Source organism: Pseudomonas sp. H1_D05, from assembly GCF_054682705.1.
This window is the reverse complement of sequence record NZ_CP162825.1, coordinates 3576544-3591362: the sequence shown is the minus strand read 5'-3', so window position 1 is coordinate 3591362 and position 14819 is coordinate 3576544. Positions and strand designations below refer to the sequence as shown.

15 protein-coding genes are annotated in these 14819 nt (G+C 56.7%); 10 read left to right on the top strand and 5 right to left on the bottom strand.

From position 1 onward, the window contains the following. Positions 1–126 precede the first annotated feature (126 nt). Positions 127–1686 carry a sigma-54-dependent transcriptional regulator gene (locus AB4O11_RS16200; protein WP_099758329.1) on the bottom strand — a complete coding sequence of 520 codons (1560 nt, stop codon included), beginning with the start codon at positions 1684–1686 and terminating at the stop codon, positions 127–129. A gap of 391 nt (positions 1687–2077) precedes the next feature. Between AB4O11_RS16200 and phhA the strand changes: the two genes are divergently transcribed. The 6 genes from phhA (at position 2078) to AB4O11_RS16170 (ending at position 6494) form a co-directional block, all read left to right on the top strand. After that, entirely contained in the window at positions 2078–2869 is a 792-nt protein-coding gene (phhA, locus tag AB4O11_RS16195) for a phenylalanine 4-monooxygenase (RefSeq protein WP_007965510.1), read from the top strand. 116 nt (positions 2870–2985) lie between these two features. Next, positions 2986–3342 (top strand): 4a-hydroxytetrahydrobiopterin dehydratase, encoded by a 357-nt coding sequence (locus tag AB4O11_RS16190; protein WP_003222798.1) that lies wholly within the window; start codon positions 2986–2988, stop codon positions 3340–3342. Continuing rightward, complete coding sequence (locus AB4O11_RS16185; protein ID WP_460127482.1) at positions 3342–4535, top strand: amino acid aminotransferase; 1194 nt, start codon at positions 3342–3344, stop codon at positions 4533–4535. The genes AB4O11_RS16190 and AB4O11_RS16185 overlap by 1 nt, the downstream gene beginning before the upstream one ends. Positions 4536–4806: 271 nt before the next feature. After that, positions 4807–4938, top strand: a complete 132-nt coding sequence (locus AB4O11_RS16180) for a hypothetical protein (RefSeq protein ID WP_256573958.1) — start codon at positions 4807–4809, stop codon at positions 4936–4938. A gap of 71 nt (positions 4939–5009) precedes the next feature. After that, positions 5010–5192 (top strand): hypothetical protein, encoded by a 183-nt coding sequence (locus tag AB4O11_RS16175; protein WP_186624423.1) that lies wholly within the window; start codon positions 5010–5012, stop codon positions 5190–5192. A gap of 114 nt (positions 5193–5306) precedes the next feature. Beyond that, positions 5307–6494 (top strand): MFS transporter, encoded by a 1188-nt coding sequence (locus AB4O11_RS16170; protein ID WP_175559663.1) that lies wholly within the window; start codon positions 5307–5309, stop codon positions 6492–6494. On the opposite strand, the gene arfB is transcribed toward AB4O11_RS16170, so the two are convergent. Next, the gene (gene arfB, locus AB4O11_RS16165; protein WP_007920134.1) at positions 6491–6904 is read right to left on the bottom strand and encodes an alternative ribosome rescue aminoacyl-tRNA hydrolase ArfB; all 414 of its coding nucleotides are present in this window, start codon (positions 6902–6904) and stop codon (positions 6491–6493) included. The two genes, AB4O11_RS16170 and arfB, sit on opposite strands and share 4 nt — an antisense overlap. Positions 6905–7060: 156 nt before the next feature. Here arfB and queC point away from each other — a divergent pair, with 156 nt between their 5' ends. Then, positions 7061–7759, top strand: coding sequence for a 7-cyano-7-deazaguanine synthase QueC (queC, locus tag AB4O11_RS16160; protein ID WP_460127479.1), 699 nt, complete (start codon positions 7061–7063; stop codon positions 7757–7759). A gap of 54 nt (positions 7760–7813) precedes the next feature. Here queC and AB4O11_RS16155 read toward each other — a convergent pair whose 3' ends face one another. Then, positions 7814–8689 carry a queuosine precursor transporter gene (locus tag AB4O11_RS16155; RefSeq protein WP_093439557.1) on the bottom strand — a complete coding sequence of 292 codons (876 nt, stop codon included), beginning with the start codon at positions 8687–8689 and terminating at the stop codon, positions 7814–7816. After that, positions 8673–9278, bottom strand: coding sequence for a helix-turn-helix transcriptional regulator (locus AB4O11_RS16150; RefSeq protein ID WP_186624441.1), 606 nt, complete (start codon positions 9276–9278; stop codon positions 8673–8675). The genes AB4O11_RS16155 and AB4O11_RS16150 overlap by 17 nt, the downstream gene beginning before the upstream one ends. A 533-nt stretch (positions 9279–9811) precedes the next feature. On the opposite strand from AB4O11_RS16150, the gene AB4O11_RS16145 reads away from it, so the two are divergent. Beyond that, complete coding sequence (locus tag AB4O11_RS16145; RefSeq protein ID WP_460090169.1) at positions 9812–11161, top strand: serine hydroxymethyltransferase; 1350 nt, start codon at positions 9812–9814, stop codon at positions 11159–11161. 68 nt (positions 11162–11229) lie between these two features. On the opposite strand, the gene AB4O11_RS16140 is transcribed toward AB4O11_RS16145, so the two are convergent. Then, a complete protein-coding gene (locus AB4O11_RS16140; protein WP_093439548.1) occupies positions 11230–12648 on the bottom strand; it encodes an amino acid permease in 1419 nt (472 codons plus the stop codon). An 893-nt stretch (positions 12649–13541) separates the two neighbouring features. Here AB4O11_RS16140 and AB4O11_RS16135 point away from each other — a divergent pair. Continuing rightward, positions 13542–13679 (top strand): hypothetical protein, encoded by a 138-nt coding sequence (locus AB4O11_RS16135; protein ID WP_003222780.1) that lies wholly within the window; start codon positions 13542–13544, stop codon positions 13677–13679. 71 nt (positions 13680–13750) lie between these two features. Next, positions 13751–14716 (top strand): M29 family metallopeptidase, encoded by a 966-nt coding sequence (locus AB4O11_RS16130; protein WP_460127475.1) that lies wholly within the window; start codon positions 13751–13753, stop codon positions 14714–14716. The last annotated feature ends 103 nt before the right edge of the window (positions 14717–14819 follow it).

The following is a 14819-nucleotide window of genomic DNA, read 5'->3' as shown; positions in this document are numbered from 1 at the left end:
GATCGTTCCCACGCTCCGCGTGGGAATGCCTCAATGGACGCTCTGCGTCCGCTTTGGGACGCGGAGCGTCCCGGGCTGCATTCCCACGCAGAGCGTGGGAACGATCATGCTACGATCATGCTTGAGCTATGAATCGGTTTTACCGACTTCATACTCGCGCAGTTTATTGGCAATGGTGGTGTGCGAAACCCCCAGCCGCTTACCCAATTGCCGACTGCTCGGATGCTCGGAATACAACCGCTCCAGCACCGCTTTTTCGAATCGCCCGACAATCTCGTCCAACCCGCCTTCCAGCGAGAAATCGCCAAGCGGCTGACGCACGCCGTAATCCGGCAGACGAATATGTTCGGCCTTCACCGTGCCGCCATCGCACAGCGAAACTGCCTGAAACAAAACGTTCTCCAGTTGCCGCACGTTGCCCGGCCAGTGGTAATGACTGAGGCGATCCATCGCCGCCGGCGCCAGTTTCGGCAGTGTGCAACCGATCTGCCGACTGGCCTGATCGAGGAAGTGCTCGACCAGCGGCGTCAACCCGTCGAGGCATTCGCGCAACGGCGGGATGTGCAGGGAGAGCACGTTCAAGCGGTGGTACAAATCCTGGCGAAACTCTCCGCGCGCGCACAACTCCGACAAGTCGACCTGCGTCGCACAGATGACCCGCACATCCAGGTAAACCTCTTCATCACTGCCGACCCGGCGGAAGCAACCGTCCTGCAAAAAGCGCAGCAACTTCACTTGAAGACGCGGGCTCATCTCACCGACACCGTCAAGAAACAGCGTGCCGCCCGCCGTCAATTCCAGCAGCCCGAGCTTGCCTTCGGCGCGTGCACCTTCGAACGCGCCCGGGCCGTAACCGAACAACTCAGTCTCGGCCATCGACTCCGGCAGGCCTGCGCAGTTGAGCGCCATCAACGGCGACTGCCCACGCGGACTGGCGAGGTGACAGGCGCGCGCAAGCAATTCCTTGCCGGTACCGGTTTCGCCCTCAATTAATAGCGGAGCGTCGAGCGGCGCCATACGCCGTGCTTCGCGCACCACGGCGGCCATCACTTTCGAGCTCTGGAAGATGCTGTCGAAACCACGCAGTTCCTGCTTGCGCACGTTATAGATACGCTCGCCAACGCGGTCAGCGCGATGCAAGGTCAGCACCGCACCGGCCATGGCCTCACTGTCGTCGTGCTCCGATTGCAGCGGCGCGATGTCGGCCAGAAAGATGTCGCCCTTGACCTTGACCCGCATGCCGTTGATTCGCGATTTGTTGGCGCGCACCAGCTCTGGCAAATCGAAATCCTCGGCATAGCGCGACAGCGGAATCCCCGGCACTTCATCGACGCGCACACCGAGCAACTGCGCCGCCGCGCGGTTGGCCGCGACGATCGAGCCGCCCATGTCGATCGACAGCACCGGAAACTCCAGCGCGCCGAGCAGCGCATTCAACTCCATGTGCCGACGTTCGCTGGGCATCAGCCCAACCCGCTTGACGCCAAACACCCCGGCGATCGCCTCGAATTTCGGGCGCAACGCCTGGAACTGGATGTTGATCAGGTTCGGGCAATGCAGATAGATCGCGTTGCCATGCTCACCGCCGACCTCACCGCGCGCGACGTTGATCCCGTAGGCAACCAGCAGGTTGAGAATGTCGCGCAGGATGCCGATGCGGTTCTGGCAGTGGACTTTGATGCGCATATATAAGGCCCGACAAGATTGGGAGTTGAATACCGACCCTGTGGGAGCGAGCTTGCTCGCGAAGGCGTCAGCACATCCAGCATTGATGTGTCAGACCCAGCGCTTTCGCGAGCAAGCTCACTCCCACAGGTATTGCGGTGCGCCCGGAGCCCATTTTTCTGCCGAGGCACGCAGATAGTTGTCAAGATTATGTGACAGCCATCGGCCTTTTCAAACCCATGAATAGCCGCAAACGCGATATATCCGTCAAAGCGTAACGATTACTTTACAAATTCAGACGAATTTTCCTACGCGCATCGCGATCAACCTACTGCAAACCACATCGTTCTCAGGTAATTCTGAATCCATCGCTGGACATAACAAGAACGAATTCCCCTAGCAGGAGAGCAGTATGAAGCAGACGCAATACGTGGCCCGCGAGCCCGATGCGCAAGGTTTTATCGACTACCCCGCCGAAGAACATGCGGTGTGGAATACGCTGATCACTCGCCAACTGAAAGTGATTGAAGGGCGTGCCTGCCAGGAGTATCTGGACGGTATCGAAAAACTCGGTCTGCCCCACGACCGCATTCCGCAACTCGGCGAAATCAACAAAGTGCTTGGCGAGACCACCGGTTGGCAGGTCGCCCGCGTGCCGGCACTGATCCCCTTCCAGACCTTTTTTGAACTGCTGGCCAGCAAGCAATTTCCGGTGGCTACGTTCATTCGTACCCGCGAAGAGCTGGACTACCTGCAAGAGCCGGACATTTTCCACGAGATCTTTGGTCACTGCCCGCTGCTGACCAACCCGTGGTTCGCCGAATTCACCCACACCTACGGCAAACTTGGTTTGCAGGCGACCAAGGAAGAACGTGTTTATCTGGCGCGCCTGTACTGGATGACCATCGAGTTCGGCCTGGTCGACACCCCGCAAGGCAAACGCATTTACGGTGGCGGCATCCTGTCTTCACCAAAAGAAACCGTTTATTCGCTGTCGGACGAACCTGAGCATCAGGCGTTCGATCCGCTCGAAGCCATGCGCACGCCGTATCGCATCGACATCCTGCAACCGCTGTACTTTGTCCTGCCGAACCTCAAGCGTCTGTTCGACGTGGCCCATGAAGACATCATGGCCATGGTTCGCCAAGGCATGCAGCTGGGTCTGCACGCACCGAAGTTTCCGCCGAAACCGAAAGCCGCGTGAACCGCGACTTTTGCTGACAATTGAGCCTGTCCGTCGCCGCCACTTTGGTTTAGCGTGACGGCATTCACGGCTCAAACGTTTTAATAAAAAAAACACACTCGATTCAGGAATACACCATGTCCACTTTGAACCAAGCCCACTGCGAAGCCTGCCGCGCCGATGCGCCACAAGTCAGCGACGAAGAACTGCCGATCCTGATCAAGCAGATCCCTGACTGGAACATCGAAGTCCGCGACAGCATCATGCAGTTGGAGAAAGTTTTCCTGTTCAAGAATTTCAAGCACGCCCTGGCGTTCACCAACGCTGTCGGCGAGATTTCCGAGGCCGAAGGTCATCACCCGGGCCTGCTGACCGAATGGGGCAAAGTCACCGTGACCTGGTGGAGCCATTCGATCAAAGGCCTTCACCGCAACGACTTCATCATGGCTGCGCGCACTGACGAAGTGGCCAAGACCGCAGAAGGACGCAAGTAATGCACTTCGACGCCATCGGCCGGGTACCCGGCGACCCGATCCTCGGTTTGATGGAGGCGTATGCGCAGGACACCAACCCGCGCAAATTCGACCTGGGCGTTGGCGTCTACAAGGACGCTCAGGGCCTGACGCCAATCCCGGAGGCGGTGAAAATCGCCGAAGCGCGGCTGGTCGAAAGCCAGGACACCAAAACCTACATCGGCGGCCACGGTACCCCGTTGTTCGGCAAAGTCATCAATGAGTTGGTGCTCGGTGCCGACTCGAAGCTGATCGCCGCACAACGTGCCGGCGCCACCCAGACGCCGGGCGGCACTGGCGCCCTGCGCCTGGCTGCCGACTTCATCGCCCAGTGCCTGCCGGGCAAAGGCGTGTGGCTGAGCAACCCGACCTGGCCGATCCACGAAACCATTTTCGCCACGGCCGGGGTCAAGGTCAGTCACTACCCATACGTGGGCAGTGACAACCGCCTCGACGTCGACGCCATGCTCGCGGTGCTCAACCAAGTGCCGAAAGGTGATGTGGTGCTGCTGCACGCGTGCTGCCACAACCCGACCGGTTTTGACTTGAGCCATGACGACTGGCAGCGCGTGCTCGATGTGGTGCGCAGCCGCAATCTGCTGCCGCTGATCGACTTTGCCTACCAGGGCTTTGGCGACGGTCTGGAGCAGGATGCGTGGTCGACCCGGTTGTTCGCGGCCGAGGTGCCAGAGTTGCTGATTACCAGCTCCTGCTCGAAGAACTTCGGCCTGTACCGCGACCGCACCGGTGCGCTGATCGTCTGCACGAAAACCGCCGACAAGCTCATCGACATCCGCAGCCAACTAGCCAACATCGCCCGCAATTTGTGGTCGACACCGCCAGATCATGGTGCTGCGGTGGTCGCAACCATCCTCGCTGATCCCGAGCTGAAAGCCCGCTGGGCCGATGAAGTGGAAGCCATGCGTTTGCGTATCGCGCAGTTGCGCAGCGGCCTGGTTGAAGCGCTGGAGCCGCATGGCCTGCGCGAGCGTTTTGCACACATTGGCGTGCAGCGCGGGATGTTCTCTTACACCGGGCTGTCGCCGGAGCAAGTGAAACAACTGCGTGAGCATCACAGCGTGTACATGGTCAACTCGGGCCGGGCGAACGTCGCCGGCATCGACGCTACGTGCCTCGCCTTGCTGGCAGAAGCCATCGCCAGCGTCTGCAAATAGTCTAAACACCGCAATACCCTGTAGGAGTGAGCCTGCTCGCGATAGCGGTGTATCAGCCAGCATTTTAGTTGACTGATACACCGCTATCGCGAGCAGGCTCACTCCTACATTTGTTCTGTGGTGACCTTTCGTTTTTGCCTCCCCTGCGGCCATCTGTCGCATTAATTTGAATTAAAAGTCTGATTGTCATTTTTCCTGCTGTATCCTGCGCAGGCTTTCAAGAAGCGCGGATCTACCAGATCTATCAACAGACTTAGCGAGGAGCGCAACCATGCACGAGATTCCTAATCTCCCCTTCCCAAGCCTGCACGTACCTGAGCAGACGACCACGCAGCAAGCCGGAGCCCAACAGCCCGAGCAGAAAGAAGCCGTTGAGAGCCGCCCGGCCGACAACGAAGAGTAAGACCCCGTCGTACAGACCGTGTGGAAAGCGCTAACATGCGCTTTCCACACTGCCTGAACCCCGAGCCTGCCATGACCGACGAATTCTCCGAAAGCCAAGCTGCCGTCCTGATCGGCACCACCGAGAAAATGATCGAGATCTGGAACCGCCTCTCTCCCGAGAAACAGGCCGCCCTGCTCGCCCGCTTCGGCAGCGAAGAAAATGCCCTCGCGGCGCTGGTCACCACACAACTGGTTGCCCCGGCCAACCCCTGAAGCGGCCTCCCGGCAAATAGTTTTACTTTTCCCGCCCCAGAAGCCTCCACGCCGGTATCATAAGCAGCCTATCTAATCTGCCGTTCCCGTGGATCGTTACCCATGTCGCCCTCTATGTCCGAGCCCCAGCGCCCCCTGGCGGTCACGCTGCAAGTCGTTTCCATCGTCCTCTTCACCTTTATCGGTTACCTGAACATCGGCATTCCGCTCGCGGTGCTGCCGGGCTATGTGCACAGCGATCTGGGCTTTGGCGCGGTGATTGCCGGTCTGGTGATCAGCGTGCAGTACCTCGCGACCCTGCTCAGCCGTCCGTATGCCGGCAAGATCATCGACAACCAGGGCAGCAAACGCGCTGTGATGATTGGCCTGGCCGGGTGCGGCTTGAGCGGTGTGTTCATGTTGATTTCGGCGTGGACACCGAACCTGCCGATGCTCAGTTTGATCAGTCTGTTGATCGGTCGCCTGGTGCTGGGCAGCGCTGAAAGCCTTGTCGGTTCTGGTTCGATCGGCTGGGGCATTGGCCGGGTTGGCGCGGCAAACACCGCCAAAGTGATTTCCTGGAACGGCATCGCCAGTTATGGCGCACTGGCAGTTGGCGCACCGTTCGGCGTGTGGCTGGTCGGCCAGTTGGGATTGTGGAGCATGGGCGTCAGCATCATTTTGCTGGCGATTCTTGGTCTGGCGTTGGCCTGGCCGAAAACCGCCGCGCCGATTGTGGCGGGTGAACGCCTGCCGTTCATGCATGTGCTCGGTAAAGTGTTTCCCCACGGTTGCGGCCTGGCGCTGGGCTCGATCGGCTTCGGCACCATCGCCACTTTCATCACCCTGTATTACGCCACACAGCATTGGGACAACGCCGTGCTGTGCCTGAGCCTGTTCGGTGCCAGCTTCATCGGTGCGCGCCTGCTGTTCGGCAATCTGATCAACCGCCTCGGCGGCTTTCGCGTGGCGATTGCCTGCCTGTCGGTGGAGACACTGGGCCTGCTGCTGTTGTGGCTGGCACCGGACGCACATTGGGCGCTGGCCGGTGCGGCGCTGAGCGGGTTTGGTTTCTCGCTGGTGTTCCCGGCGCTGGGTGTGGAGGCAGTGAATCTGGTGCCGGCTTCAAGCCGTGGCGCAGCGGTCGGTGCTTATTCACTGTTCATTGATTTGTCGCTGGGGATCACCGGGCCATTGGCCGGGGCGATTGCGGCAGGCTTCGGCTTTGCTTCGATCTTCCTGTTCGCCGCTCTCGCTGCATTGAGCGGATTGGCCTTGAGCGTCTATCTGTACAAGCACACGGCCAAGTACCGCGAAGACTAGAAGTCCACTTTGCCGCGTCCGGCCTTGATGCTGCCGCGCTTGGTTTTCGATTCGAGCCGGCGCTTCTTCGAGCCGAGGGTCGGCTTGGTGGGGCGGCGTTTCTTTTCGACTTTGGTGGCGCTGAGGATCAGCTCGACCAGACGCTCAAGCGCATCGGCGCGGTTGGCTTCCTGCGTGCGGTATTGCTGGGCCTTGATGATCAACACGCCGTCGCTGGTAATACGACTGTCGCGCAACGCCAGTAGTCGCTCCTTGTAAAACTCGGGCAAGGACGAGGCCGGAATGTCGAAGCGCAGGTGCATCGCACTGGAAACCTTGTTGACGTTCTGCCCACCGGCGCCTTGCGCGCGTATGGCGGTCAGTTCGATCTCGGCATCGGGAAGATGCACGTTGTTGGAAATCACCAGCATGGAAAAGCGTCCGTAATCAGAGTGCACAGGATACCGCGATTAGCTGCAAAGCGACCTGCGGCCTGCGGGCGCAACTTCCAGCGCACTTATATCGAGCATCATTTCGAGTTACCATTGCGACCTTTAAATTTACCCGTTTATGCAGGAAGCAAACTTATGAGCAACAAGGCAGTTATCGTTTTCAGTGGTGGCCAGGACTCTACGACCTGCCTGATCCATGCGCTGACCCACTATGATGAAGTTCACTGCATTACCTTTGATTATGGTCAGCGTCACCACGCGGAAATTGAAGTTGCCCAGCAACTTTGCAAACGGCTTGGCGTGACCGTTCACAAGGTAATGGATGTCTCTCTGCTGAATGAACTGGCGATCAGCAGCCTGACCCGCGACAACATTCCCGTGCCGACCGTCAACAGCTCCGGAGAAAGTCTGCCGAGCACTTTCGTACCGGGAAGAAACATTCTGTTTTTGACCCTCGCGTCTATCTATGCGTATCAGGTTCAAGCCAGAACAGTCATTACCGGTGTTTGCGAAACCGACTTCTCGGGTTACCCGGATTGCCGCGATGAGTTCGTCAAGGCGTTGAACAACGCGCTTGAACTGGGCATGGATTACAAGTTACGTCTGGAAACGCCACTGATGTGGCTGAACAAAGCCGAAACCTGGGCACTGGCTGATTACCACAATCAACTGGACCTGATTCGTCATCAGACGCTGACCTGCTACAACGGTATAGCTGGAAGCGGATGCGGCGACTGTGACGCGTGCAATCTTCGCGCGAAAGGCCTCAACGAGTTCCTGGAGAACAAAGATCAGGTAACCAACAGTTTGAAATTGAAACTCAAACTAAAATAAGACACAAAAAAACGCTCGCCTGGGACAGTCCAAGCGAGCGCTTCTGCTATTCGATCAAACCTGGCTTCCCGTCAGATACTTCTTGAACAGCGACCGCGCCCCATAAGCGGGCATGATATTAAAGAAAGCAAAACCTACTTTGATCGCGATCTGCACATAGATCATGCTCAAGATCGCACTGTTCTCCATCGTTCCATAGAATGCAATGTAACAGAACAGAAAGCTGTCGATGATTACTGCAAACAATGTACTCAAGAATACTCGCAAGAACAGGAATCTGGAGTTGGTCAGTTCCTTGATCTTGCACAACAGATACGAGTTTATGTTTTCGGACACCAGAAACGATATCGAAGACGCTACCAGAACAGAAGACAATTGACTGATCACGTCATTGTAAGGTCCATCGAGCTTCCACCCCGGCAACCCCGGCAAATGGGTGGTGATCGCCAATAGAATGATAATCGCCGCATTGCTGATGAACGCAAAGAGAATTGCCCGGCGCGCCAGCCGCAGACCAAAGGTCTCGTTCAACAAGTCAACGATCAGAAAGGTCAGCGGGTAAAGAAAGGTTCCCGGGGTCACGACAATGTCAAAGTAATCCAGGTAGATCGGCTTGGTCGCCGCAATGCTGGTGAAAATATAAAGCGTGAACAGCATCAGGTTCAGAATGATGTAGATCATCCACGAACTTTCATGACGATCATTGATTTCGTATGCCGTCAGCGCCCCACCCTGGGAGTAGAACTTCTTGTAGAGGTTTTTCACTTCGATTTTATTCAGATTATCCATAATCTCACTATTCAACACTTCACTCAGTTTTATTTTAATTATCTTGCCTGTCGCAATGACCATGATAACGGCCAGGCTTTTTCCATTTTCGAACCCCAGCAATTTGTACTTGCTGTTTTCCATTTCAACACTGCAATCCATTAAATCGTTCCTCGATTACATCTCCGATCACGCATACACGATCCGCATCAAAGTTGCCTTCATGGCTTATAGATAACTTCGCTGTGATTTTGTCATACACCAGTTTTTCCCTGTCGCTGGTCGATGCTCCTTTCTGTACGATCAACAGCTCACCGGGTTCATGCAGACCGCTGATTTCGTTTTCCAGCAGCACACCAATCAGATTAAAAGAAGCGCCAAAATAGTAAGTCAATGGATAAATCGTCGCCAACTCACCAATTCTCTTATCCAGACTTTGCAGCAGCAGACTTTCTTTAATCACCGGAACCGCCGCCGGATTCATATTCCCCTGTGGCGAAATACTGCTTTCGATTATTTCCTTCTCTTCAAAATCAATCGTTTCTATTTCCTCGTAAGACACGCCGAAAAAATCAGAAATCTTGCGTACAGTGGACTGCTGTACATTGACCACTTTGCCTTCAAGGATGTTGTAGATGGTGGTACGCGTCAAACCACTGGAGTGACACAAGGACAACTGCGTCTCCCCGCGACTCTTTATCAGGTATTTGATGTTGTTCTTCAGATTCTCCGATCTTTCTCTTCTGTGCATCACATGCTTATCATCCATTTTTAACTGCAATCAATGTCACGTCCCGAATGATCATTCCGGACATACACAAGTGAGGTAGGAAATTGCAGTTATATCCCTGTCAGTGCCGCGCAGGATCATAGCATTCTCCCTCCTTGGGTTCGGTATAAAAAGTCAGCTTTCACAGGCTGCTTCCGCCAACGTGCGGGGTCATTTCAGCCTCGGTAATGACTCGTCAGTTCCTTTCGACTTCCACCCATGGCCTGAAAATCGGCTCCGGGCAATGCCTGTTTTACACCCGACGCGACTACAAAAAGAATCATTTTCTTTGAAGAATGTTCATTTTTTTGATTAATTCTGTGGCGTTCCTCACTGAAAAATTTATGATGCGTCAATCCGGCGTCGCATTCTCAAGAGTGAAAGAACGAAAAAACGGGTGGGCCTGTACAGGGTTTAGTTTTGCGCGCACAGCGGTCAAAACACGGATTCGCCTGTACAGATCCGGCAAGCAAGGACATGCGCAAATCTCGCAAAACCAGGGAAGGAATCAAGCAATGGCAGTCATTACTGAACCGCTCAAGAACCAGGCTGACATGTTGCGTCGTGGCCTGACGGATCTTCGCGCAGAAGATGCCGAACTGGCGGCCATTCTCGACGCGGAAATCACGCGTCAACAGCACACGCTTTCACTGGTTTCCTCCTCCTGCGCAGTTCAGCCGCGAACCTTGGCGGCCTGCGCTTCCGTGCTGGTCAACGTGACGGCAGAGGGCATGTCCGGCAAGCGCCACAGTGCAGGGTGCGAGAATGTCGAGCTGGTCGAGTCGCTGGCCATTCGCCGGGCCCGGCAACTGTTCGGCGCGCAATACGCCAACGTGCAACCACACTCAGCGTCGAACGCCATATACCAAGTCCTTACGGCCTTAATGGAGCCTGGCGATACCCTGTTGGGTATGGCGGTGGAGCACGGCGGTCATCTCACCCATGGCAGCCTCGCGGCGTTTTCGGGCGCCTACTACAAGGCGATCCAGTACGGCACGACATCCGACGGTCTTATTGATTACGACAAAGTGCGCCTGCTGGCGCTCGCCCATCGCCCACGCGTCATCCTCTGCGGCGCCACCGCCTATTCACGCGTAGTCGACTTCACGCGGTTTCGCGAAATTGCCGATGAAGCCGGCGCCATCCTGCTCGCCGACATTTCGCATATCGCCGGGCTTGTGGCCACCGGTCGGCATCCAGGTCCGATCGACGCCGCACATGTCACCGTCACCTGCACGCACAAGCAACTCGCCGGGCCTCGGGGTGGCGTGATCCTCAGCGGTGCTGATGCGAACACCAAGATTCCCGGCTTGAGAACCACCTTCAGTCGCCTGCTGGATGAAGCCGTTTACCCGCGAATGCAGGGTGCGCTCGCTGCCAACATGGTCGCAGCGAAGGCTGCCGCGCTGGGTTACGCCATGTCGGCAGAATTCGACGTCTGCATGGCGCAGATCCGCAGTACGGCGGATGAAATGGCCCGCGCCTTCCAGGCACAGGATTACGAAGTGGTTGGCGGCTGCAGTGAAAACCATACGGTACTGGTTCGCTTGCGTGGCGACATCACGGGCGCTATCGCGGAGGCGGCACTGGGTCACTGCGGGATCATCGTCAGTCGCCATCGTGTTCCCGGCGATCACCGCTCGACACTGGTGACGAGCGGACTGCGCATCGGCACGGGCGCTCTGGCGCAACGCCGGGTCGATGTCCACGGCAGCCGCCAGATCGTCGATTTGATAGTGCGGGTTCTGAATACGGTAGCGCCGCTCGGCGAACAGGATTACACACTGGAACCCCTGCTCCTCGCGCAGTTTCGCTCAGAGGTCGAAACCCTGTGCAGGGACTATCCTCTCGCCGATTATCAATAGCCGTCCAACATTTGCACTCATAAAAAAACCCGGCACTCAGGCCGGGTTTTGTTTTTCTGCATCAGCGCTTACTTGGCAGCACCTGCCGCGTGCACGGCCTGCTGCGCGCCGCGCTTGTTCTTGATCACGTAGCAGACCCACATGAACACGACCCACACCGGAATCGCATACACCGAGATCTGAATGCCCGGGATCAACAGCATCACGCCGAGGATGAAGGCGACGAATGCCAGGCAGATGTAGTTACCGTACGGATACCACAGCGCCTTGAACAGCGGCGTCTGTTTGGTCTTGTTCATGTGCTGGCGGAACTTGAAGTGCGAGAAGCTGATCATCGCCCAGTTGATCACCAGCGTCGCAACCACCAGCGACATCAGCAGTTCCAGCGCGTGTTGTGGAATCAGGTAGTTGAGCAGCACAGCCACCAGCGTCACTGCCGCCGAAGCCAGAATCGAACGCACCGGCACACCGCGCTTGTCGATTTTCGCCAGCGCTTTCGGCGCATCACCCTGCTCGGCCATGCCCAGCAGCATACGGCTGTTGCAATAGGTGCCGCTGTTATACACCGACAACGCAGCGGTCAGGACCACGAAGTTGAGGATGTGCGCGGCGGTGTTGCTGCCGAGCATCGAGAACACTTGCACGAACGGGCTGCCGCTGTACGAATCGCCAGACGCGTTAAGGGTTTCCAACAAGCTGTCCCATGGCGTCAGCGACAGCAGGATCACCAGTGCACCGATGTAGAAAATCAGGATTCGGTAGATCACCTGATTGATCGCTTTCGGGATCACGGTTTTCGGCTTGTCCGCTTCAGCGGCGGTGAAACCGAGCATTTCCAGACCGCCGAAGGAGAACATGATGATCGCCATGGCCATCACCAGACCGCTCACACCGTTCGGGAAGAAACCACCGTGCGACCACAGATTGCTCACCGAGGCTTGCGGGCCGCCGTTGCCGCTGACCAGCAGGTAGCTACCCAGCGCAATCATGCCGACGATCGCGACGACCTTGATGATCGCGAACCAGAATTCCGCCTCACCGAAGACTTTGACGTTGGCCAGGTTGATCGCGTTGATCAGCACGAAGAAAGCCGCTGCAGACACCCAGGTCGGGATATCCGGCGCCCAATAGTGAATGTATTTGCCGACCGCGGTCAGCTCCGACATGCCCACCAGAATGTACAGGATCCAGCAGTTCCAACCGGACAGGAACCCGGCAAAGCCGCCCCAATACTTGTGCGCGAAATGGCTGAAGGAACCGGCCACCGGCTCTTCGACAATCATCTCGCCCAACTGGCGCATGATCATGAAGGCGATGAAGCCGCAAATGGCGTAGCCGAGGATCATCGACGGGCCGGCGGATTTCAGTACCCCGGCCGAGCCGAGGAACAATCCGGTACCGATCGCGCCACCGAGGGCGATCAGTTGAATATGGCGATTTTTCAGGCCGCGTTTCAGCTCGCCTGATTGCGAGGGTTGTCCACTCATGAAAAAGGTCTCACGCAAGGTTTGATGGTGTTCAGTAGACGTTGCTGCAAGGTTGCGATTTCAGGCAGCCCCGATCAAACCCCAGCGCAGGCACCAGGAGTTCAGCTTATTTACAACGGTCATGCGTCACCTGTTTGTTTTTATCTGTGACGAAATCGAACCCGAAACGCTTGTGGCGCCACGGAGTGAACAAGGCGGATAGCCTTGAGATTTGCGCGATTACGCAGAGGGTCACAGTTAAAACGCGGCGCATTGTACACCGCTAACCCCCTGCTGCCAGACCCCGCTGGATCAGCGTGGCGGTTGCCGGGATTGCGTGTGTCCGCCTCGAGTCACTCGAGCGGCTGCAAAAATTGAGTCAGGCCTTTGCAGGCCATCGGCGTGGACGAGGAAAAAACCGTCCCACGGAGAGAGATGGAGATCAGTCACGGCGTTCATTGCGCCTCCTTCTTGTTATGCACCTGCACGACAGGCATGAGGCGCATCTCACCCTGCAAACGGCGCTGAAACAAGCGCGCCAGAGCCTTGTCCGGCCCGCGGCGGAGCAGGCTTCGGCAGCTTTTCCTTACAGCGATCATGACGGGTTGGTTTCCCTCGGTTTTACCGGCTTTTTTGTAAACATTTCTTTACGATGCGTAACGCAGAGTTTCCATTTCAGAAATATCTGTCAGACGTCTGCAAATTGACGCTAGCTAGCTTGCTAATGAAACGTGCCGTTTAGTTTTTTGTTTTCAAATAAGAAAACTGCCGCCGAAAAACAGAATAAAAAGTCTATTTAAAAATTAAATGAATAATTTTTTGCATTACAAAAAACCCTGAACTAGGTTCTTCACGTCTTGCCGGCCACCTCGACCGGCCAGTCACAACCGTGAATGTCATCTAGGAGATCGACCATGCAAGCACTGGAAAAAGACTTGGATACCGAACTGCAACTGGACGAATGGTTTGAAGCACCGACCCACGAGGCGGCTGTAGAAATGATGCAAGCCGACGCGGTAGTTCCGTTCGGCACGGCGATGTGGCCTCTGTAAGACATCTCCGGGCAGGCACGATCCGGCCGGTCGTGCCTGCCGCTTTCTACACGGTCAGTCAGGGAGGATTCATGGATAAGCCCCGCGCGATCTCGCATTTCCTTTACTACCTCGAACACCACCCCGCCCTTGCCGGTCTCGACTCGGCGAAGGTATTGCTCGGCCACACGGCTGATTACGAAGCGCTGACCGGCGCGATCGCCGAACAGGCAGGCGATCATCCTCGTTTCCAGTTCAGCAGCCGACGTCTGGACCTGGACAGCACTGCAACGCTGACCTCGGCAATCACCGACAGCGATCTGTACATTTTCTTCTACGACTCTTCCACCTTGCCCAACCCACGCCCCGACGGCCCGGAGTTCGTCCGCGCGCTGCAAGCGGTGATGGCGGAGAACTGGAAGAAGTCGCTGCTGTTCAAGGATTACGGCGATTATTTCTATGACACCTTCAGCGTCACGCCGCAGCGCATTGCTGGCCTGAACAGTCACCTGATCCAGCGTATGTCCCAGGCGGCCACGCTGAGTTTCAAAGACGATGACGGCTCATGGTTTGAAACGCCGCTGAGCAGCATCAAGAAGTGGACCGATATCAACGGCATCGGCAACTTCGACCTGGCCCCCGGCGAAATCGCCACGCACAGCGAGGCCATCAATGGCCATGTGAAATTCAAGGGCACGTTCCTCAGCACCATCCCGTTTGCGCGCAAATACGGCGTACTGGAATCGCCGTTGGAGCTATGGATCGAGAATTCGACTATCAGCCGCATCGCCACGGAGGTGCCGGGGCTGGAGCATGATTTCAACAAGTACCTGGACGCCAATCTGTCGAACCGGCGGATTGAGGAGTTGGGGATTGGCACCAATGAAGGCGTGAAGGATTTGTATGCGCGTAATGCCGGGTTTGAGGAGCGGCATTGTGGCTTGCATCTCGGATTGGGCGGCGGGGCCAAGGGCAGCCATCACCTGGACCTGATCTTCTCGGGCGGTGTTTTGGCGCTGGATAACAAGCCGGTGTTTGATGGCCGGTTTGTGTTTTAGGACCGGCACCTGATCGTTCCCACGCTCCGCGTGGGAATGCAGCCTGGGACGCTCCGCGTCCCTCTAGAGCCGAACGCGGAGCGTCCGTTGAGGCATTCCCACG

What these genes read in the sequence shown, in the direction of transcription:
- AB4O11_RS16200 (WP_099758329.1), bottom strand. Translation starts at nt 1,686, where the DNA reads ATGCGCATCAAAGTCCACTGCCAGAACCGCATCGGCATCCTGCGCGAC.
- phhA (WP_007965510.1), top strand. Translation starts at nt 2,078, where the DNA reads ATGAAGCAGACGCAATACGTGGCCCGCGAGCCCGATGCGCAAGGTTTT.
- AB4O11_RS16190 (WP_003222798.1), top strand. Translation starts at nt 2,986, where the DNA reads ATGTCCACTTTGAACCAAGCCCACTGCGAAGCCTGCCGCGCCGATGCG.
- AB4O11_RS16185 (WP_460127482.1), top strand. Translation starts at nt 3,342, where the DNA reads ATGCACTTCGACGCCATCGGCCGGGTACCCGGCGACCCGATCCTCGGT.
- AB4O11_RS16180 (WP_256573958.1), top strand. Translation starts at nt 4,807, where the DNA reads ATGCACGAGATTCCTAATCTCCCCTTCCCAAGCCTGCACGTACCTGAG.
- AB4O11_RS16175 (WP_186624423.1), top strand. Translation starts at nt 5,010, where the DNA reads ATGACCGACGAATTCTCCGAAAGCCAAGCTGCCGTCCTGATCGGCACC.
- AB4O11_RS16170 (WP_175559663.1), top strand. Translation starts at nt 5,307, where the DNA reads ATGTCCGAGCCCCAGCGCCCCCTGGCGGTCACGCTGCAAGTCGTTTCC.
- arfB (WP_007920134.1), bottom strand. Translation starts at nt 6,904, where the DNA reads ATGCTGGTGATTTCCAACAACGTGCATCTTCCCGATGCCGAGATCGAA.
- queC (WP_460127479.1), top strand. Translation starts at nt 7,061, where the DNA reads ATGAGCAACAAGGCAGTTATCGTTTTCAGTGGTGGCCAGGACTCTACG.
- AB4O11_RS16155 (WP_093439557.1), bottom strand. Translation starts at nt 8,689, where the DNA reads ATGGATTGCAGTGTTGAAATGGAAAACAGCAAGTACAAATTGCTGGGG.
- AB4O11_RS16150 (WP_186624441.1), bottom strand. Translation starts at nt 9,278, where the DNA reads ATGCACAGAAGAGAAAGATCGGAGAATCTGAAGAACAACATCAAATAC.
- AB4O11_RS16145 (WP_460090169.1), top strand. Translation starts at nt 9,812, where the DNA reads ATGGCAGTCATTACTGAACCGCTCAAGAACCAGGCTGACATGTTGCGT.
- AB4O11_RS16140 (WP_093439548.1), bottom strand. Translation starts at nt 12,648, where the DNA reads ATGAGTGGACAACCCTCGCAATCAGGCGAGCTGAAACGCGGCCTGAAA.
- AB4O11_RS16135 (WP_003222780.1), top strand. Translation starts at nt 13,542, where the DNA reads ATGCAAGCACTGGAAAAAGACTTGGATACCGAACTGCAACTGGACGAA.
- AB4O11_RS16130 (WP_460127475.1), top strand. Translation starts at nt 13,751, where the DNA reads ATGGATAAGCCCCGCGCGATCTCGCATTTCCTTTACTACCTCGAACAC.